This is a genomic window from Chitinophaga qingshengii (genome assembly GCF_014529935.1).
Classification (GTDB): domain Bacteria; phylum Bacteroidota; class Bacteroidia; order Chitinophagales; family Chitinophagaceae; genus Chitinophaga; species Chitinophaga qingshengii.
In genome coordinates this window covers 493,574-508,215 of record NZ_JACVFC010000002.1, presented here as the reverse complement: position 1 = coordinate 508,215, position 14,642 = coordinate 493,574, and the positions used below count along the sequence as shown (strand labels likewise).

11 protein-coding genes are annotated in these 14,642 nt (G+C 47.9%); 5 read left to right on the top strand and 6 right to left on the bottom strand.

Features of this window, described 5'->3' with window-relative positions:
• Nucleotides 1-26 precede the first annotated feature (26 nt).
• The 5 genes from ICL07_RS17275 to ICL07_RS17255 all read left to right on the top strand — a co-directional run bounded on the left by ICL07_RS17275 (nucleotide 27) and on the right by ICL07_RS17255 (nucleotide 7,115).
• Nucleotides 27-581 carry a sugar O-acetyltransferase gene (locus ICL07_RS17275; RefSeq protein WP_188089275.1) on the top strand — a complete coding sequence of 185 codons (555 nt, stop codon included), beginning with the start codon at nucleotides 27-29 and terminating at the stop codon, nucleotides 579-581.
• Nucleotides 582-722: 141 nt separating this feature from the next.
• The gene (locus ICL07_RS17270) at nucleotides 723-4,865 is read left to right on the top strand and encodes an RHS repeat-associated core domain-containing protein (RefSeq protein ID WP_188089274.1); all 4,143 of its coding nucleotides are present in this window, start codon (nucleotides 723-725) and stop codon (nucleotides 4,863-4,865) included.
• Between the two features lie 30 nt (nucleotides 4,866-4,895).
• A complete protein-coding gene (locus tag ICL07_RS17265) occupies nucleotides 4,896-5,831 on the top strand; it encodes a leucine-rich repeat domain-containing protein (protein ID WP_188089273.1) in 936 nt (311 codons plus the stop codon).
• A gap of 10 nt (nucleotides 5,832-5,841) precedes the next feature.
• Nucleotides 5,842-6,147 (top strand): hypothetical protein, encoded by a 306-nt coding sequence (locus ICL07_RS17260; RefSeq protein WP_188089272.1) that lies wholly within the window; start codon nucleotides 5,842-5,844, stop codon nucleotides 6,145-6,147.
• 32 nt (nucleotides 6,148-6,179) lie between these two features.
• Nucleotides 6,180-7,115, top strand: coding sequence for a leucine-rich repeat domain-containing protein (locus tag ICL07_RS17255; RefSeq protein WP_188089271.1), 936 nt, complete (start codon nucleotides 6,180-6,182; stop codon nucleotides 7,113-7,115).
• A gap of 64 nt (nucleotides 7,116-7,179) precedes the next feature.
• On the opposite strand, the gene ICL07_RS17250 is transcribed toward ICL07_RS17255, so the two are convergent.
• The 6 genes from ICL07_RS17250 to ICL07_RS17225 form a co-directional block, all read right to left on the bottom strand.
• Nucleotides 7,180-8,010 (bottom strand): hypothetical protein, encoded by an 831-nt coding sequence (locus ICL07_RS17250; protein ID WP_188089270.1) that lies wholly within the window; start codon nucleotides 8,008-8,010, stop codon nucleotides 7,180-7,182.
• A gap of 86 nt (nucleotides 8,011-8,096) precedes the next feature.
• Complete coding sequence (locus tag ICL07_RS17245) at nucleotides 8,097-8,909, bottom strand: hypothetical protein (protein WP_188089269.1); 813 nt, start codon at nucleotides 8,907-8,909, stop codon at nucleotides 8,097-8,099.
• 342 nt (nucleotides 8,910-9,251) lie between these two features.
• The gene (locus ICL07_RS17240; RefSeq protein WP_223151962.1) at nucleotides 9,252-11,471 is read right to left on the bottom strand and encodes a CocE/NonD family hydrolase; all 2,220 of its coding nucleotides are present in this window, start codon (nucleotides 11,469-11,471) and stop codon (nucleotides 9,252-9,254) included.
• Nucleotides 11,472-11,504: 33 nt separating this feature from the next.
• Nucleotides 11,505-12,224, bottom strand: a complete 720-nt coding sequence (locus ICL07_RS17235; RefSeq protein ID WP_188089268.1) for a LytR/AlgR family response regulator transcription factor — start codon at nucleotides 12,222-12,224, stop codon at nucleotides 11,505-11,507.
• A 12-nt stretch (nucleotides 12,225-12,236) separates the two neighbouring features.
• The gene (locus tag ICL07_RS17230) at nucleotides 12,237-13,280 is read right to left on the bottom strand and encodes a sensor histidine kinase (RefSeq protein WP_188089267.1); all 1,044 of its coding nucleotides are present in this window, start codon (nucleotides 13,278-13,280) and stop codon (nucleotides 12,237-12,239) included.
• 79 nt (nucleotides 13,281-13,359) lie between these two features.
• Nucleotides 13,360-14,538 carry a glycosyltransferase 87 family protein gene (locus tag ICL07_RS17225; protein ID WP_188089266.1) on the bottom strand — a complete coding sequence of 393 codons (1,179 nt, stop codon included), beginning with the start codon at nucleotides 14,536-14,538 and terminating at the stop codon, nucleotides 13,360-13,362.
• Nucleotides 14,539-14,642: the final 104 nt, after the last annotated feature.

Here is a 14,642-nt window from a genome sequence, read left to right as displayed (position 1 = left end):
ATTTTCAGGCATACAACGGAAATCTTATGAAAAGCGAAAAAGAAAAGATGATTGCCGGCGAGTTGTACGATGCATCAGATCCGCAGTTGAGGGCAGATATGTTGAGGGCTAAAAAACTATTGCACCGCCTGAACGTTACAGAATACCTGGTTACCGACACTGCCCGCGAAGTACTCCGGGAGCTGGTTCCCCATGCGAAAGGCCGGTTCTACGTTGAACCGCCGTTTCACTGCGATTACGGCTATAATATTTTCACGGAGGGGAATGTTTATTTTAATGTGAATTGTGTGGTGCTGGACGTATGCCCTGTCAGGATAGGCGCCAACGTAATGGTAGGACCGTCGGCACAGATATACACCGCCACCCATCCGCTGGATAAAATACACCGCCGCAGTGAAGAGTACGGTAAGCCGGTGGTGATTGGAGATGATTGCTGGATAGGCGGTGGCGCCATTATCTGTCCGGGTGTTACCATCGGAAGCGGTTCCGTTATCGCAGCAGGAGCCGTAGTAACCAAAGATATTCCTGCCAATTCTCTCGCGGCGGGCAATCCCGCCAGGGTAATCAGAAATCTGAGCTGATTTTTACCTCCCAATAATTCAGTATTAATTTTTTACCGGTATATGCTCATACCGGTTAGGATTTCTTATCTTTATTTATACCCGTAGCAAAATCCATTTGTTGAAAAACAGGTCAGCTTTTTGACCCCCAAAACCATATCAATGTTAGTAACGAATAAACATTTTACGCCGGTCCTTGGGCTGGACCTGCACATTGTTATTCTTTTCGGTTTTCCCATTCCTTTGCCACATCCGTTTATCGGGCTGGTGATTGATCCCATGGATTATATCCCCTTCATGGGTGCTTCCACCTGGGTGAACCATGTGCCGCGCGGCAAAAGCGATACCAATGGTATGCTGATTTTCCTTTTTCACATTCCCATGGGAGGGCCGTTCCTGTTAGCACCGATGATTGGTCACGACTCCGTGAATTTTTTCGGCGCTAAAAGAGTAAAAGCGGAAGGTAACCTGCTGAGTCCATCCGGACATATGCTGATGACCTGCAATGATATTGGTATGCCCTTGTCCCTGCGGCCAGGCAAAAAACTCATTCCTATCCCCAGCCTCTATCTGCCTACTTCCTTTTCTATTCCGTTGTCTTTTGGTAAACCCGTGATGGTTGGCGGGCCTTATGTACCGGACTGGGCAGGTGTGTTGCTCAATCTCATTATGTCCTACGGTTTTGGCGCACTGATGAAAGGCGTCGGTAAACTGGGGAAAAAGGGGCTGACAAAATTTAATCAAAAGCTACAGAAAAAAATAGGCAGCAATAAACTCAGCAACGCCCTTTGTAAGAAAGGACTGGAGCCGGTAGACCTGGTGCAGGGCATTGTGATTTACGACTATACCGACTTTGAATTGCCGGGACCTATTCCACTGCGCTGGGAACGGTCGTGGAACAGTGACAGTCCTTTTGAGGGGCTGCTGGGCCGCGCCAACCATCTGAAATACGATATGCGACTGGAAGAACTGCCGCAGGAGGGCGTTACCGCCGTGTTGCTGGGAGATGGCCGCACTGCGCTGTTTGACATGTTGCCATTTGCCGGCAATACCGATTATAACCAGCATGAGAAATTACAGCTCACCCGCGCACACACCGATGAATTTGCGTTGTTTCAACAGGATAACCGGTATACCTGCATCTTCCGGAAAATACATCCGCAGGACCAGCAATACAGGTTAATGAGCATCAGTACGGAGTCGGGGTTCCTCCTTTCTTTCCATTATAATGCGCAGGGGCATCTGCTGCGTATCATTGACAGTGCCGGCCGGCATCTGCTGATCAGCAGCGATGAAAAAGGCCGTATCACCACTGTCGCCGGCAGGCACCGCGACACCGAAAAAGTGTTGGTCCGTTATGGTTATAACGAAGCCGGTGACATGATAACGGTAACGGATGCACTGGATCAGACTACGCATATCACCTATGAAGATCACCTGATGGTGAAGAAAACCGGCCGTGACGGAATATCTTTCTATTGGGAATATGACAGGATGCGCCGCTGTACGCATTCCTGGGGTGATGGAGGCGTGATGGAAGGGTATATTCATTATCATCCCAAAGAAGGCTATAACGAAGTGACCGATGCCGAAGGGCATATCACCACTTACTATTATACCCCTGATTTTGTGATACACCAGGTGAAAAATCCTTTGGGTGATGCTACCTTCTACGAATATACGCCGGAGATGGAAATTTACCGGGTGATAGATGCAGAAGGTAACGTTACCGGATACACGTATGATGAACGGGGGAATAAGACATCCATGGTAAAGCCGGATGGAACCGCTACCACGGCCGCCTATGATGAACAGGGCAGGATCGTCAGTGTCCGGGATGCGGAAGGCAATACCCGTACGTTCATCTATTATGAGCAATCAGGGCTGTTACATACCGTTACCGAAGCGGACGGCCGCATCAGCATCTACCGGTATAATGAACAAATGCTGATGAGCCGGGTGGAAGAGGTGGATGGTGGTTTTACCGCCTTCAGTTACGACGAAGACTATAATCTTCAAAGTTTGACCAGGGCTGACGGAGCGCATAGCGAATGGGAGTATGACGCCTGGGGGAAATGCCTGCGGGTGACCAATCCTTTCCGCGAACGGCAGGAGTTCCGTTATGACGCACTAGGCCGCGCTACCGATATATGGCTGCCGGACGGTAACCATATTGAACTCACCTATAATGAATACCAGGAAGTAATACATGCGCGGGATAAACAGCATGACGTCCGGTATGAATATACAGCGCTCGGCAGCCTCAAAAAACGCGATGAGAACGGCCAGAAAACACATTACATCTATAACAAGGATGAACAGTTGACGGCGATCGTGAATCCGTTGGGTGAAACTTACCGGTTCTCACGCGACAGTGCGGGACAAATCGTTTCAGAAACCGGCTTCGACGGACTGGTACGCCATTTTGAGCGGGACAGCACCGGCAAGGTTATCCGGGTACATCGTCCGGGGCAGCAATGGACACATTTTGAATACACCACCAACGGCGACCTGGCGCGTGTAGAATGGAACGACGGCAGTTGGGAAACATTCAACTACGATCGTAACGGGCAAATCAGGGAAGCGGCTAACAACCACGGTGTAGTGCGGTTTGAAAGAAATGGCCAGGGCCGTATCACTACCGAATGGCAGGATGGATGCGTGATCCAAAGCCAGTACAATACCGACGGTAAAAGAACGGCGCTGAAAAGTAGCCTGGGAGCAGATATACAAATGAAATGGGACCGCTTCGGCGAGCTGACCGGTATCGCTGCTACTACGGAAGATAAGGACCCCTGGATAGCGCATATTCAGCGTAACCTGCTGGGACTGGAAATAGAACGCACGTTGCCGGGAGGCATTAAAAGCAGCTGGACCTATCACCCCGGCTCATCTGCCGCCGGTACACCGGACGTACACCAGGTACATCACGAAGGCAACGTTACCAGGCACCGGCAATATCACTGGGATGCCAACCAGCGCCTCAAACAGGTGTTGAATGCGCTGACACGGGGAACAATCAACTATGGTTATGATGAATGGTCCAACTTAGCCTGGGCACAATATGAGGATGGCAGCTATGATTACCGTCTCCCTGACAAAGGTGGTAACCTCTATAAAACACAGAGCCGGAAAGACCGCAAATACAGCGAAGGGGGCCGGTTGCTGGAAACAGACAATGCCCGTTTTGAATATAGCCCCGAAGGTTTCCTGCGCAAAAAAATCGTGACGAAATCAGGTACGCCGCAAATATGGGAATATGAATGGTATGGCAACGGTATGCTGAAATCGGTGTTACGCCCTGATCAGAAAACCGTTTCTTTCCGCTACGATGCTTTAGGCCGCAGAACGGAAAAGATATTTAACGGCCGTGTTACCCGGTATGTTTGGGATGCCAATAAACCGTTGCATGAATGGTCTTATCCCTTGTCTGAAAAGCCGGTAACGGCAGTGAATGAATATGGGGAACTGGTGATGGACCGGCCGGAACCGGTACCTCCTGAAACGCTTGTCACCTGGGTGTTTGACGAGGGTACGATGTGCCCCGCCGCCAAATTGACGGCAACAGACCAATATACTATCATCACCGATCATCTCGGTACACCCTGCGAAGCGTATAACCGCGAGGGTAAAAAAATATGGAGCGCTGAATTGGATATTTATGGGAATGTACGTAAGTTAGAAGGCAGTAAGGACTTTATACCATTCCGTTTCCAGGGACAGTATGAAGATGTGGAGACCGGATTGTTCTATAACCGTTTCCGTTATTACAGCCCGGAAGAAGGGCTGTATATCAGTCAGGACCCTATCGGTCTGTTAGGTAATGGTGCTTCCCTGTATGCGTATGTTAAAGATCCCAATGCGTTCATCGATGTATTTGGACTGGAATGCCGTAAGGCGCAACTGAGGAAACTGAATGTACCAGAAGGACCGGGCGTATATCATATTGAGCATAATGGAGAGATGTATACTGGCTCCGCTGATAACTTGCTGGAGAGATTGGCCAGTGGTGAGAAAAAACACAAAAAGGCAACAGAAATGTTGTTTGATGCAGAAGGTAAATTGAGAGAAGATGTAAAGTTGACCATCAAAAAGGTAGACATGGGGGATGTTTCAAAGACAGGCATTGGTGAGAGACGGGGCAAAAATCATATTTTACGTAGCTTTGAACAGGAGGTGATGGATGACAAAACCAATATCCCCGGTGAAGGAGGCTCGCAGAATTCTATCCGCGCCGCTGCTGAAAAAAGAGTAGATGAGTTCATGGGCGAGCGTACCAAGGCAGGGGCGGATTGGGTCGATTAAAACTAGTTCTAATCATAAATAAATTTAGGAATGTCTATCAATCTTATCGGTAAATTGATTCTGTCGAGTACGCCCCGCTGGCTGATGGCGCAAACACTGCACACTGCAGAAAAAGAAAGGGGCGAAAGGCATAAAGGCAGAGGGCTGGAGTGGGGCGTTGTGGAGAAAAACAAACTCGCCGATATTGATTTCCTGGTATTATGGCCTGACGACAAGAGCACCACGGAAATACCTCCCGTAGTAGCTACCCTGCCCAACCTCAAAACGCTGAACATCCCTTCCTGGTTTGTGCCGCATCTGAAAGCAGCAGATCTGCCGCCCAGTCTGGAAGAGCTGCAAATAGGAGTAGGAGGCGAAAAAGATCCTAAGGTGAACTGGGATAAGGCATTGGTGCTAAAACATATTAAATTACTGGATCTGACCGCGGTTGTATCCGATTTTTATGCGGAAGGATTCCCCGGACTTTCCAATTCCCTTTCTATTACTTTGGGTAATAAAAAGCTGGACCCTGCCGAAATCGGAAAATGCAAACACCTGAAAAACCTGTGGCTGTACAAGGCGGATACCGTGGAAGTGTTAAGTAAGGCAGGTACTGACTCGCTGCACTTCGTTGGCTGGTTGGACGGTAAACATGAAGATTTTAAAGGTATAAAAGGATACGGCGGTGTTCAGGATGCATTGATTAAATGGAATAAAAAACTGACATCGCTGGAAGGGCTGGAACATCTTCCCAAACTGGAAAAATTGGATATGTTAGGCTGCTCCAAACTGGAACACCTGGGCGATATTATGAAGATCAAAAGCCTGCAATGGTTCCGCATCATGGAATGTGGAAAAGCCTGGACAGCGCATATAGATGAAATCACAGACAAGTTTACCAAAGCTGGTTTTGAAAAGGTACGGTTTGAGCCTGATGGGAATTATTCCTTACTGGAGGTATGGCGAAAATATCCGCCTGCAAAATAACCTGACTGATATGCGTAGAAAGTCGATTAATACCACCACTTACTTACTGAGTAAAGGTGATGAAAAACATTTTGGTGGAATTAAGGGAGATGCATATTTGCCAGCGTATGATACGGAAATAAAGCTGTTCATATTTAACCGAAAAGTAGATGATGCTTCCGATATAGAAAATGCACAGACCTTTAAACTGGATCTGGCTGAACTGGAGGCTATCAGTAAAGGAACCCAATTTGTGGAGAATAGTTTACAAACCTTGATAGCATTGTCAAAAAGAGACCAGCTAAAAGAGGATGCTTATTTTATTGAAGAGGAGTAAATAAATCAGCACCATATTTAACGCATCAGTAAATGTCTATCAGTTATATCGGTAAAGTTATTCCATCGGGCGCACCCCGTTGGCTTATGGGACAAAGGCTGCATACACCGGAGAAAGAAAAGTTTAAAGGGTATACAGATAAAGGACTTGCATGGGGTGTTGTGGACAAAAGCAAACTGTCTGATATCGATTTCCTGGAGTTATGGCCTGATGATAAGACCACTACGGAAATTCCACCGGTTGTGGCTAGCCTTCCAAATCTCAAAACACTGATCATCCCTTCCTGGTTTGTACCACACCTGAAGGCGGAAGATTTTCCACCAGGCCTGGATGCCCTGCAGGTGGGCGTTTTAAGCGAAAACAAACCGAAGGTAAACTGGAATAAGGCGTTAGTACTGAAACAAATTAAATTACTAAGCATGGGACAGGTAGAGTCGGATTTTTATGCGGACTCATTCCCGGGACTTTCCAATACGCTCGTCATTACAACAGGAAACAAAAAATTAGATCTTTCTGAAATCGCCAAATGTCAGCATCTGAAGAACCTGTTTCTGAACAAACCGGATACGGTGGACGCAATGAATCAGGCTGGGGCCGGCCAGCTGCAATTCGCGGCATGGGCACAAGGCAAAAATGAGGACTTTAAAGGACTAAAAGGTTACAGCCATCTTCGTGATGCTGAAATCAAATGGAATAAGAAACTGGTATCCCTGGAAGGGCTTGAACATCTTCCCAAACTGGAACAACTGGATATGTTAGGCTGCTCCAAACTGGAGAACCTGGGCGATATTATGAAGATCAAAAGCCTGCAATGGTTCCGCATCATGGAATGTGGAAAAGCCTGGACAGCGCATATAGATGAAATCACAGACAAGTTTACCAAAGCTGGTTTTGAAAAGGTACGGTTTGAGCCTGATGGGAACTATTCTTTACTGGAAGTATGGCGGAAATATCCGCCTGCAAAATAAATTACTTAAAACAAAAAGAGATCGCAACCTGCGATCTCTTTTTGTTTTAAGTAATCCGGGAAGATTATTTATAATATTCGATAACGGTAGTCCTCAGACCAGGGTTCATATCAAACTCATAGGTCGCCTCAACTTTAACCACTTTATTTTTATCATCGTACTGATAGGTAAAGCTGTTGGTTTTTGCCGGGATGCCGGAAGCGGTCCGGGTCTGTTTGAGAATGTTGTTGGCATTCACCGCTTCGGGCACCAAACCGCCGCCTTGTGTTATCACGGAAACGTCTAAACGCCAGTTGGGTTTGTCGTCGTAGGTGTAGTTATCCTCAGAGGTAGCCAAAACCTTACCATTCTCCATGGTCTCGTACACCACTTTGGTCACGTTATTTCCTGTCCAGGTGAATGTACGGCGCGCCACTTCTTTGGGAGCAGTACCGTCCATGCTGACATAACGAAATGCTTTTTCAGCTTTACCGCTGGCATTGTAGCCAATGGAGTCGTAACCGCTATAGTTGTCCTGCGGCGGAATAATTACTTTTTGCAGTTTATTATTAGCATAAGCATACCGGATCACCAATGCATAGTCATTATAGGGAAGCGCTTTGTTATAGTATTTTTCCCAGATTCCTGAAGGTTTGCCATCAGCATATGCTACAGAGTCAATGTTTCCACCGGTATCACTGGTATTCCTGTTCCAATCGGATTTTACCGTCCGTAGGGTGATATCGTCGTTATAGAAAACGTGACTGGTATCATTACCGCCTAAGGTATACACGGTTTTCAGCATACCGCTGAGTGACTTGGGCTTTTCCGGTTCCGGTTGTGGATCATCTTTTTTGGAAGAGCAGGCTGCAAAGAACAGCGCGAGGCCTGCCAATGCGAGTAATTGTTTTTTCATAGGTATTGCTGTAAAGTTTAAAGCATACGTTAAAACCGCCTTAGGAAATACCTGAGACGGTTTTAACGTATGTGATATATGCATGATTATTTGTAGTATTCCAACGTGAATACATCATTCCTTTCTGATGTGGTACCTGCGTTCTCAACCCGGGTCATCTTAACCGGTTTTGCGCCCGCGTATTCAAACGTATATGTAGTCACATTATCAGGATAGTTGACCCGTTTGGATGTCATTTTTGTAATGTTATTGGCATTGAACACTTCAGGTGTAAACATGTCTACCATGCCGCCAAGTCCCGCGCCGGACATATAGTTTTCCTTGTCGTCAAAAGTGTATTCGTCCGTCTCCTCCGTTACTGTAGTACCACTGATGTATTGATGAACAACTTTGGTAATATTGTTGCCTGTCCAGGTAATGAGTTCAACCTGCGTGTTCACGGCTTCTCCTCCCTTAGGGCCGGAATAGTGTAATACTTTCTCTAATTTGCCTGCGTTGTTATACACGAGCATTTCATAAACGTTGTCTTTGTCATCGGCGTCGTAACCGATGATTTTTTGCAGTTTACCATCGTTGGCATAAACCATCTCCATATTCAGTGTACTGGCGCTCAGTTTTCTGTCTTCGGCATAAGAAGCAAGCCATATTTGTGAAACCTTGCCATTTGCATAAACGATGGTTTGAACATCTCCGCCAACATCGGTTTTGTCAGTGTAGGCAGAACTCCATTTAGATAAAGTCTTATCATTATTATACTCAAAAACGGACGTGTCGATTTTGCTGTACATCGTTTTCAGCAGACCGGTGAAAGATACTTCTTCCGGTTTAGCATTGTCTTTTTTGGAGCAGGCAGCAAACAATAATGCTGCACTTGCCAGTGCAAGTAATTGTTTTTTCATGGATCGTTATTAGTTTTTATAGGTTGTTTAACTGTCGTTATGACATTTATTTTAAGATTTTATGTTGTTGCGGGATGCTGGAATGAGATGAACTACTGGTAATATTCAAGGGTTTGTTTTGTTATTATAGGATAACAGCTGACAAACAACAATGAGGTGCCTGTCAATGCAGGTGATGGCGTCTTCATAGGTTTAACGATACTACGTGTGATTTAATGTCAATGGTATTAAGCCGTGGGTTGACTAATAGTTTTCCGGAAACGAAAATATATATAGTTTTTCATATGTCAAAGTGTTTGTAATTAAAAATATTATATAGTTGTTAAAGTTGTCGTGTTTGTACTATTCGCGGTACACGGGAATTTGGAGGTAACTGTCGTTCCGCCATTGCAGCTGTAGTGGCTCAAGCGCATCGGTAATTGTTTCTTCACTGACATCTTTCCCGGTACCATAGTTAATTTCTTCAAAAGGATTTTTGTTGATGTTGATGACCACCACCAGCCGGCTTCCTTTCGACAGCTGTTTGCTGATCATGCGGGTATTGTGGAAAGGAACAGCGCAGATACTTCCCGGTGTTAATAATACCCGTTTTTCCAGGCCACCGGCATAACTGGCCCGGCCCAGGAAGTAGGATAGCTGGAAATACCGTCCATCCGGCATCAGCTCGTATAAATTGATACCAATATCCATATCTTTTTTATTGGAGATAACCTGCAGTTGACCCAGGAATGACCCGTTGACAGATAATGCAGCCCGCAACGGATCGCTCACGAACATCAGCCCGTTGGCAGTATTAATGCTCGTATCAGCGAGGTTGGACAAGATGAAATTACCCGTGAAAGAACCATGGCGCTCTGAAAGATCCACCTGCTGCGCGATGAACGCAGTATCCACCGGTTGCTGCAGCAACAATCGTTGCGGAGCCAGGTAAAAGGTAAGGGTATCATTGTTCATTTTTTCCAGTGAGGAAACATGCTTCCAGGTGTTGGTACCCATCACCTGGTAATTCACACGGTCTTTCAGCAACGCCGGTTTAGGAGCGCCTTTCAGGATATAATCGAACCACTGGTAAATCAACTGGTGTATGCTGATACGCGCCATCTTATCCAGCGTGTAACCGTTGACGTATGATGATGGTACATGCTGGCATCCCAGGTGGTCATATGGTCCTATTACGAGGTAATGCTCTGCCTGTGGGCGGTAACGCATATGCTCGCGGAAATAATACATGGCGCCGATCTGTGCACCATCGAAATAACCGGTGGTACTTAATATCGGAATGTTGATCCGGGCGAAGTCATCGCGGTAGGCGGTCATGTTTTGCCAGTAGGCATCATAGTCCGGGTGTTTCAACCAACGATGAAACACAGGATTAGGCGTGCCATCGATACTGTCCAGCGTTTGATAAGCTGCGCCGCTATGGTACCATTGGAACTGCATATGGCGCCAGCGATCGCGGTCGTAGTAGGTCGTGTTATCGAGAAATTTATCGTTTGTGGTGTAGGGTATCCATGGATATACGAAACTCATGAAAACATTGTTTTCTTTGGGTACGTCAAAACCCGGTACCACGGCGGCGGAAGGTACTATGGTTTTCAGCGCGGGCGGTACGCCGTTTTTCACGGCGGCCCACTGGGTGAACCCTACATAACTGCCGCCATACATGCCGATGCTGCCGTTGCACCATGGCTGCCGGCTGATCCAGTCAATGACATCACGGGCATCGTTGCCGTCGTGTTCATAGGGTACCGGGGCAACAGGGCTGAGCCGCTTGCCCCGGGTATTAGCCACTACGCCAACGTAACCTTTGTCAGCCGCTTCTTTGGCTACACCAAGATTGCTGCCATCGGTGTAAATGCTGAAGAAAAAAATCACGGGTAACGGTTGCTGTTGTTGTAGGGGACGCACTACGATAGCGGACACGGGTACGCTGTCGCGGGTGGTAATCAGCAGACTGTCCTGAATAAGATAATGCCGGCGGTTTACCTGTTGCAGCAAAGGCCTCGCCATGGCGGCTAAAGGGGGAAGCAACTGCCAGCTGGTATAACGCCGGCACAACTGTATAGCTTCGGGTAACGTAATGTTGTCCCGCTCTGATAGCTGAGACAACTGCCGTTGCAAATCGGCCGCCAGGTAGGCACTGTCGCAGGTATACCAGTTGTCCAGGTCATAGCGGTTGCCTGCGTGCAGGCGTGCCAGTGAGGATTGAAATGCTTTCCGGAACGGCACTTTGTCCAGCATGGACCGGGCATAGGTCTCATATTGGATAAGCCTTACACCGGCTTTGTCTGCATCACTTTGCGCATAGGCGTTGCGGTACTGTTGAATGGTTTGCAGCGCTGCTGTGTAGTGCTGTGCGGTCAGTTCTACCATCAACCGCTGCTGGAGGTATCCCCAGGTGTCGTCACGGGGTTGGAGCAACGGCAATACCTGTTGGGCTAATACCGGCATGGCGCGTTGTAATATAGCCGGATGGGTGGCAGTTGCCCGGGGAAAAGAAAAGGACTGTGCGGCAGTATTCCCGTATAGGCATAGCAGTGCTGCCAGGAGAAAATTTCTCATGTCAATTATCTTTAAAAATATGTAGGAAGATGATTACATTTTATTCCATTGTTTGAAACGTACAGCCTGACGGCTGGATACAATGACAGTTAGCTGATGACCGATGCTGAGCTGTAGCCGGCCTCCATCTATGGCGACGATAGCGGTGATATAACGGGTATGCACCAACTGATGACGGTTTATCCGGAAGAAGACGCCCGGGTCCAGCCGTTCTTCCAGTTGGGTCAGGGATGTTTTAATCAGCGCCTGCCGGTGGCTGGTATGGATACGGGCGTAGTTATTCGCCGATTCTACCAGGTAAATATCATCCTGTTGCACGAAAAAACAGTGGTCGCCGTCTTTAATGAAAAGCTGTTTACCGGGAACTGTACTACCGGAGAGCGCCGCGCGTTCCCGGACTTTAGTGCGGTGTTTTTCCATGGCCTGTGCAAACCGCTCTGTGCGAAAGGGTTTCAGCAGGTAGTCCAGTGCATTGTTGTCAAAAGCCTGCACGGCGTAGGTATCGTAGGCCGTGGTGAAAATTACATCGGGTACTGCGGGCAATTGTGCCAGCAGATCAAAGCCGCTACCGCCTGGCATTTGTACGTCTAAAAACAATAAGTCGGGTAGTAGTTGTTGTACCAATACCAGTGCGTCGTTTATGTTCCGCGCTTCGCCCACTACTTCATAATCGCTATAAGGTGTGAGCGCCCGCTTTATTTCTTCGCGGGCAGCACGTTCATCATCAATAATGGCTACACGTAGTGGCTGCATGCTTCATTCGTTTTAAGCGGGAATAGTAATAACGGACAATACCTGCGCTTCGGGCAATTCCCTGATCTGAAAAGCAGCACGCCCCTGAAATTGCAGCTGTAGCCGCTCCCGGAGGTTACGGAGACCCAGGCCTTTGCTATGGGAGGATGCCAGCGTACCCGGATTTTGTACAGACAAATGAATATGCGTACCCTCTTTAGTTACCGTGATTACGATACACCCGCCTTCCATACTATGATCGATACCGTGTTTGATAGCGTTTTCCACCAGCGCCTGGATACTGAGCGGTGGAATGCCGATTCCCGTCAGCGCCGGATCTATGTGAAGATCCACTTGCAACCGGTCTTCAAAGCGTAGTTTCTCCAGCTCCAGGTAATCGCTGACCAGCGACATTTCTTCGTGTAAGGGTACCAGTTGATCGGACCGTTTATACAACGCATTGCGCAGCAGATCGGATAACAGGTCTATGGCTCTGCGTGCCAGCGCAGGATCTTCGGGTACCAATGATTTAATATTGTTGAGGGAATTAAAAAAGAAATGCGGATTAAGCTGGGCGCTGAGATTATAGAGTTGTATCTCCCTCGCCAGTACCTGTAGCCGGGCATTTTCACGGGTGGCGGCATTTCGTTGCTGTGCATAATGATACAGGTGCCAGGCCAGTACCCATACCGCCATGGTGCGTACGCCAGTGGTAAATGGTACCCAGCCGCTGTTATGCAGGTATTGCAGGTAAGATAAGGGGTAATGTCCCCACCGGTAGAAACGAAGCGTCACGGCCAGGGTAAAGCAAATGGCGAGTATCATGACAGCGGGAATAAGGCGTGCCGCCAGTTCCCGGGGCCGTAGCCGCTGCCAGCCCTGCTGCAGCGCAAACCGGCGGTAAGCGTCTGTCAGCAACAGGTTGATGCCTATGTCTGCCACGAGGTTAAGTGCAGCAAATGCGTAGCTGAATGTGGGACTGCGAACAAAAGCATCCACTTCCCAGTAAAGGGCGGTGATAGTCCACCCCGCCAGCTGGCATTGCCAGTAGGGTGATAAATGCGCCTGCTTTTTCATAAGGAACAAAGTAAACCGTTCCCGTTGATATAAAAAAGTAAAGTACGCCAGCGCCGTAAAACGGGGATAAACGTGGTGGTTAGGCCTTTTGCGACTTACCGGTGCACAGGTAGTACTGGAAATACAACAGTACCAACAGGCAGGGCAACGCCTTCAGCTGATAATTCACCGCAATTTTGTTGATAAAGGAAGGCACCAGGTCAGTAGGACACAGCGAGGTGACGAGCACCAGCAATCCCAGCAAAATGACGGACAGTGGCCGTTCGGGCAGCATCATCAATCCTGCTACGGCGCCGGTGACAGCCATGATATAAGTAGGTGATTCGGTACTTTGATTAAACAATACCACCCATAATAACAGGTAGCCTGCCACGATCCAGTGATAATGTTGCGGCCTGTTTTTCCAGGCAAAGAAAAGCGCGGCGGCCAGGCCGGAAAAAGCCAGTGCATTCACGGTCTTGTCGATCCTGCCCACGGGCTGCTGTGGTAAATGTAGCAGGGCATGGATCATACCGCGTACGGAACCATCTTCCAAAATAACAGGACTGGTGATCAGCTGAAACCAATCCCGGTATGCCTGTATCAGTTCCGCCGGAGACAGTACTGCCAGGGGTAACACCGTGCCGGCTATACCAAATAACAGGCAGTACTTCAGGTAGGTAAGTTTATGATCGTAGAAAAGAAATACCAGGCCGGTAATGGCGCCATACCCTTTGATGAAAAAACAAAGACAAGTGAACAGCGCTGCCAGCATAGGTTTGCCACGGTCCAGGTTGACGACCGTCAGCAACATCAGGGCAGCCATCATCGGGTTGGTTTGTGAAGACTGGATTGCATTCAGCAACTCCAATATCAACAACCAGCTGATGATATAACGCTTGTTGGCAGCTACCGGTAACTGACGCAGTGCGTACAGAAAAAGACCGGCGCTGCCCATCAGCCAGATAAATAGTCCCGCTGCAACCGGTAAAACGGCCAGCGGTGCGAACAGGATAGGGAAAGTAGGGTGGTATAAAAAGTAGTCGAAATAAGTGTCCGGATAAAGCTGATACAACGGCATATGATGCAGCATATGGTCCCATGAGCTGCGGAAAATGATAAAATTATTATACCGTTGCGTCATCTGCGATTGGATAAACAATACCAGCGTACCAATGAAGTACAGTATTGTCACAAGCATCGGGCGTCGATACCACGATGGCAAACGGTTGGCTGCGGTCAGCGAAAATACAGGCGTAGGTAAGTGTTGCTTTGGCACGGAAATCAATTATACTTCTCTTGTTAGACGCAGGTTTTAACGACTCCCTCCATTGGCCTGGCGAAAAATATCACATGAATTTTTAATGATATTTAAAACCCGCA

Bases quoted from the DNA above. Each gene is read 5' to 3' on its own strand.
- ICL07_RS17275 (WP_188089275.1), top strand. From the start codon at position 27: ATGAAAAGCGAAAAAGAAAAGATGATTGCCGGCGAGTTGTACGATGCA.
- ICL07_RS17270 (WP_188089274.1), top strand. From the start codon at position 723: ATGTTAGTAACGAATAAACATTTTACGCCGGTCCTTGGGCTGGACCTG.
- ICL07_RS17265 (WP_188089273.1), top strand. From the start codon at position 4,896: ATGTCTATCAATCTTATCGGTAAATTGATTCTGTCGAGTACGCCCCGC.
- ICL07_RS17260 (WP_188089272.1), top strand. From the start codon at position 5,842: ATGCGTAGAAAGTCGATTAATACCACCACTTACTTACTGAGTAAAGGT.
- ICL07_RS17255 (WP_188089271.1), top strand. From the start codon at position 6,180: ATGTCTATCAGTTATATCGGTAAAGTTATTCCATCGGGCGCACCCCGT.
- ICL07_RS17250 (WP_188089270.1), bottom strand. From the start codon at position 8,010: ATGAAAAAACAATTACTCGCATTGGCAGGCCTCGCGCTGTTCTTTGCA.
- ICL07_RS17245 (WP_188089269.1), bottom strand. From the start codon at position 8,909: ATGAAAAAACAATTACTTGCACTGGCAAGTGCAGCATTATTGTTTGCT.
- ICL07_RS17240 (WP_223151962.1), bottom strand. From the start codon at position 11,471: ATGAGAAATTTTCTCCTGGCAGCACTGCTATGCCTATACGGGAATACT.
- ICL07_RS17235 (WP_188089268.1), bottom strand. From the start codon at position 12,224: ATGCAGCCACTACGTGTAGCCATTATTGATGATGAACGTGCTGCCCGC.
- ICL07_RS17230 (WP_188089267.1), bottom strand. From the start codon at position 13,280: ATGAAAAAGCAGGCGCATTTATCACCCTACTGGCAATGCCAGCTGGCG.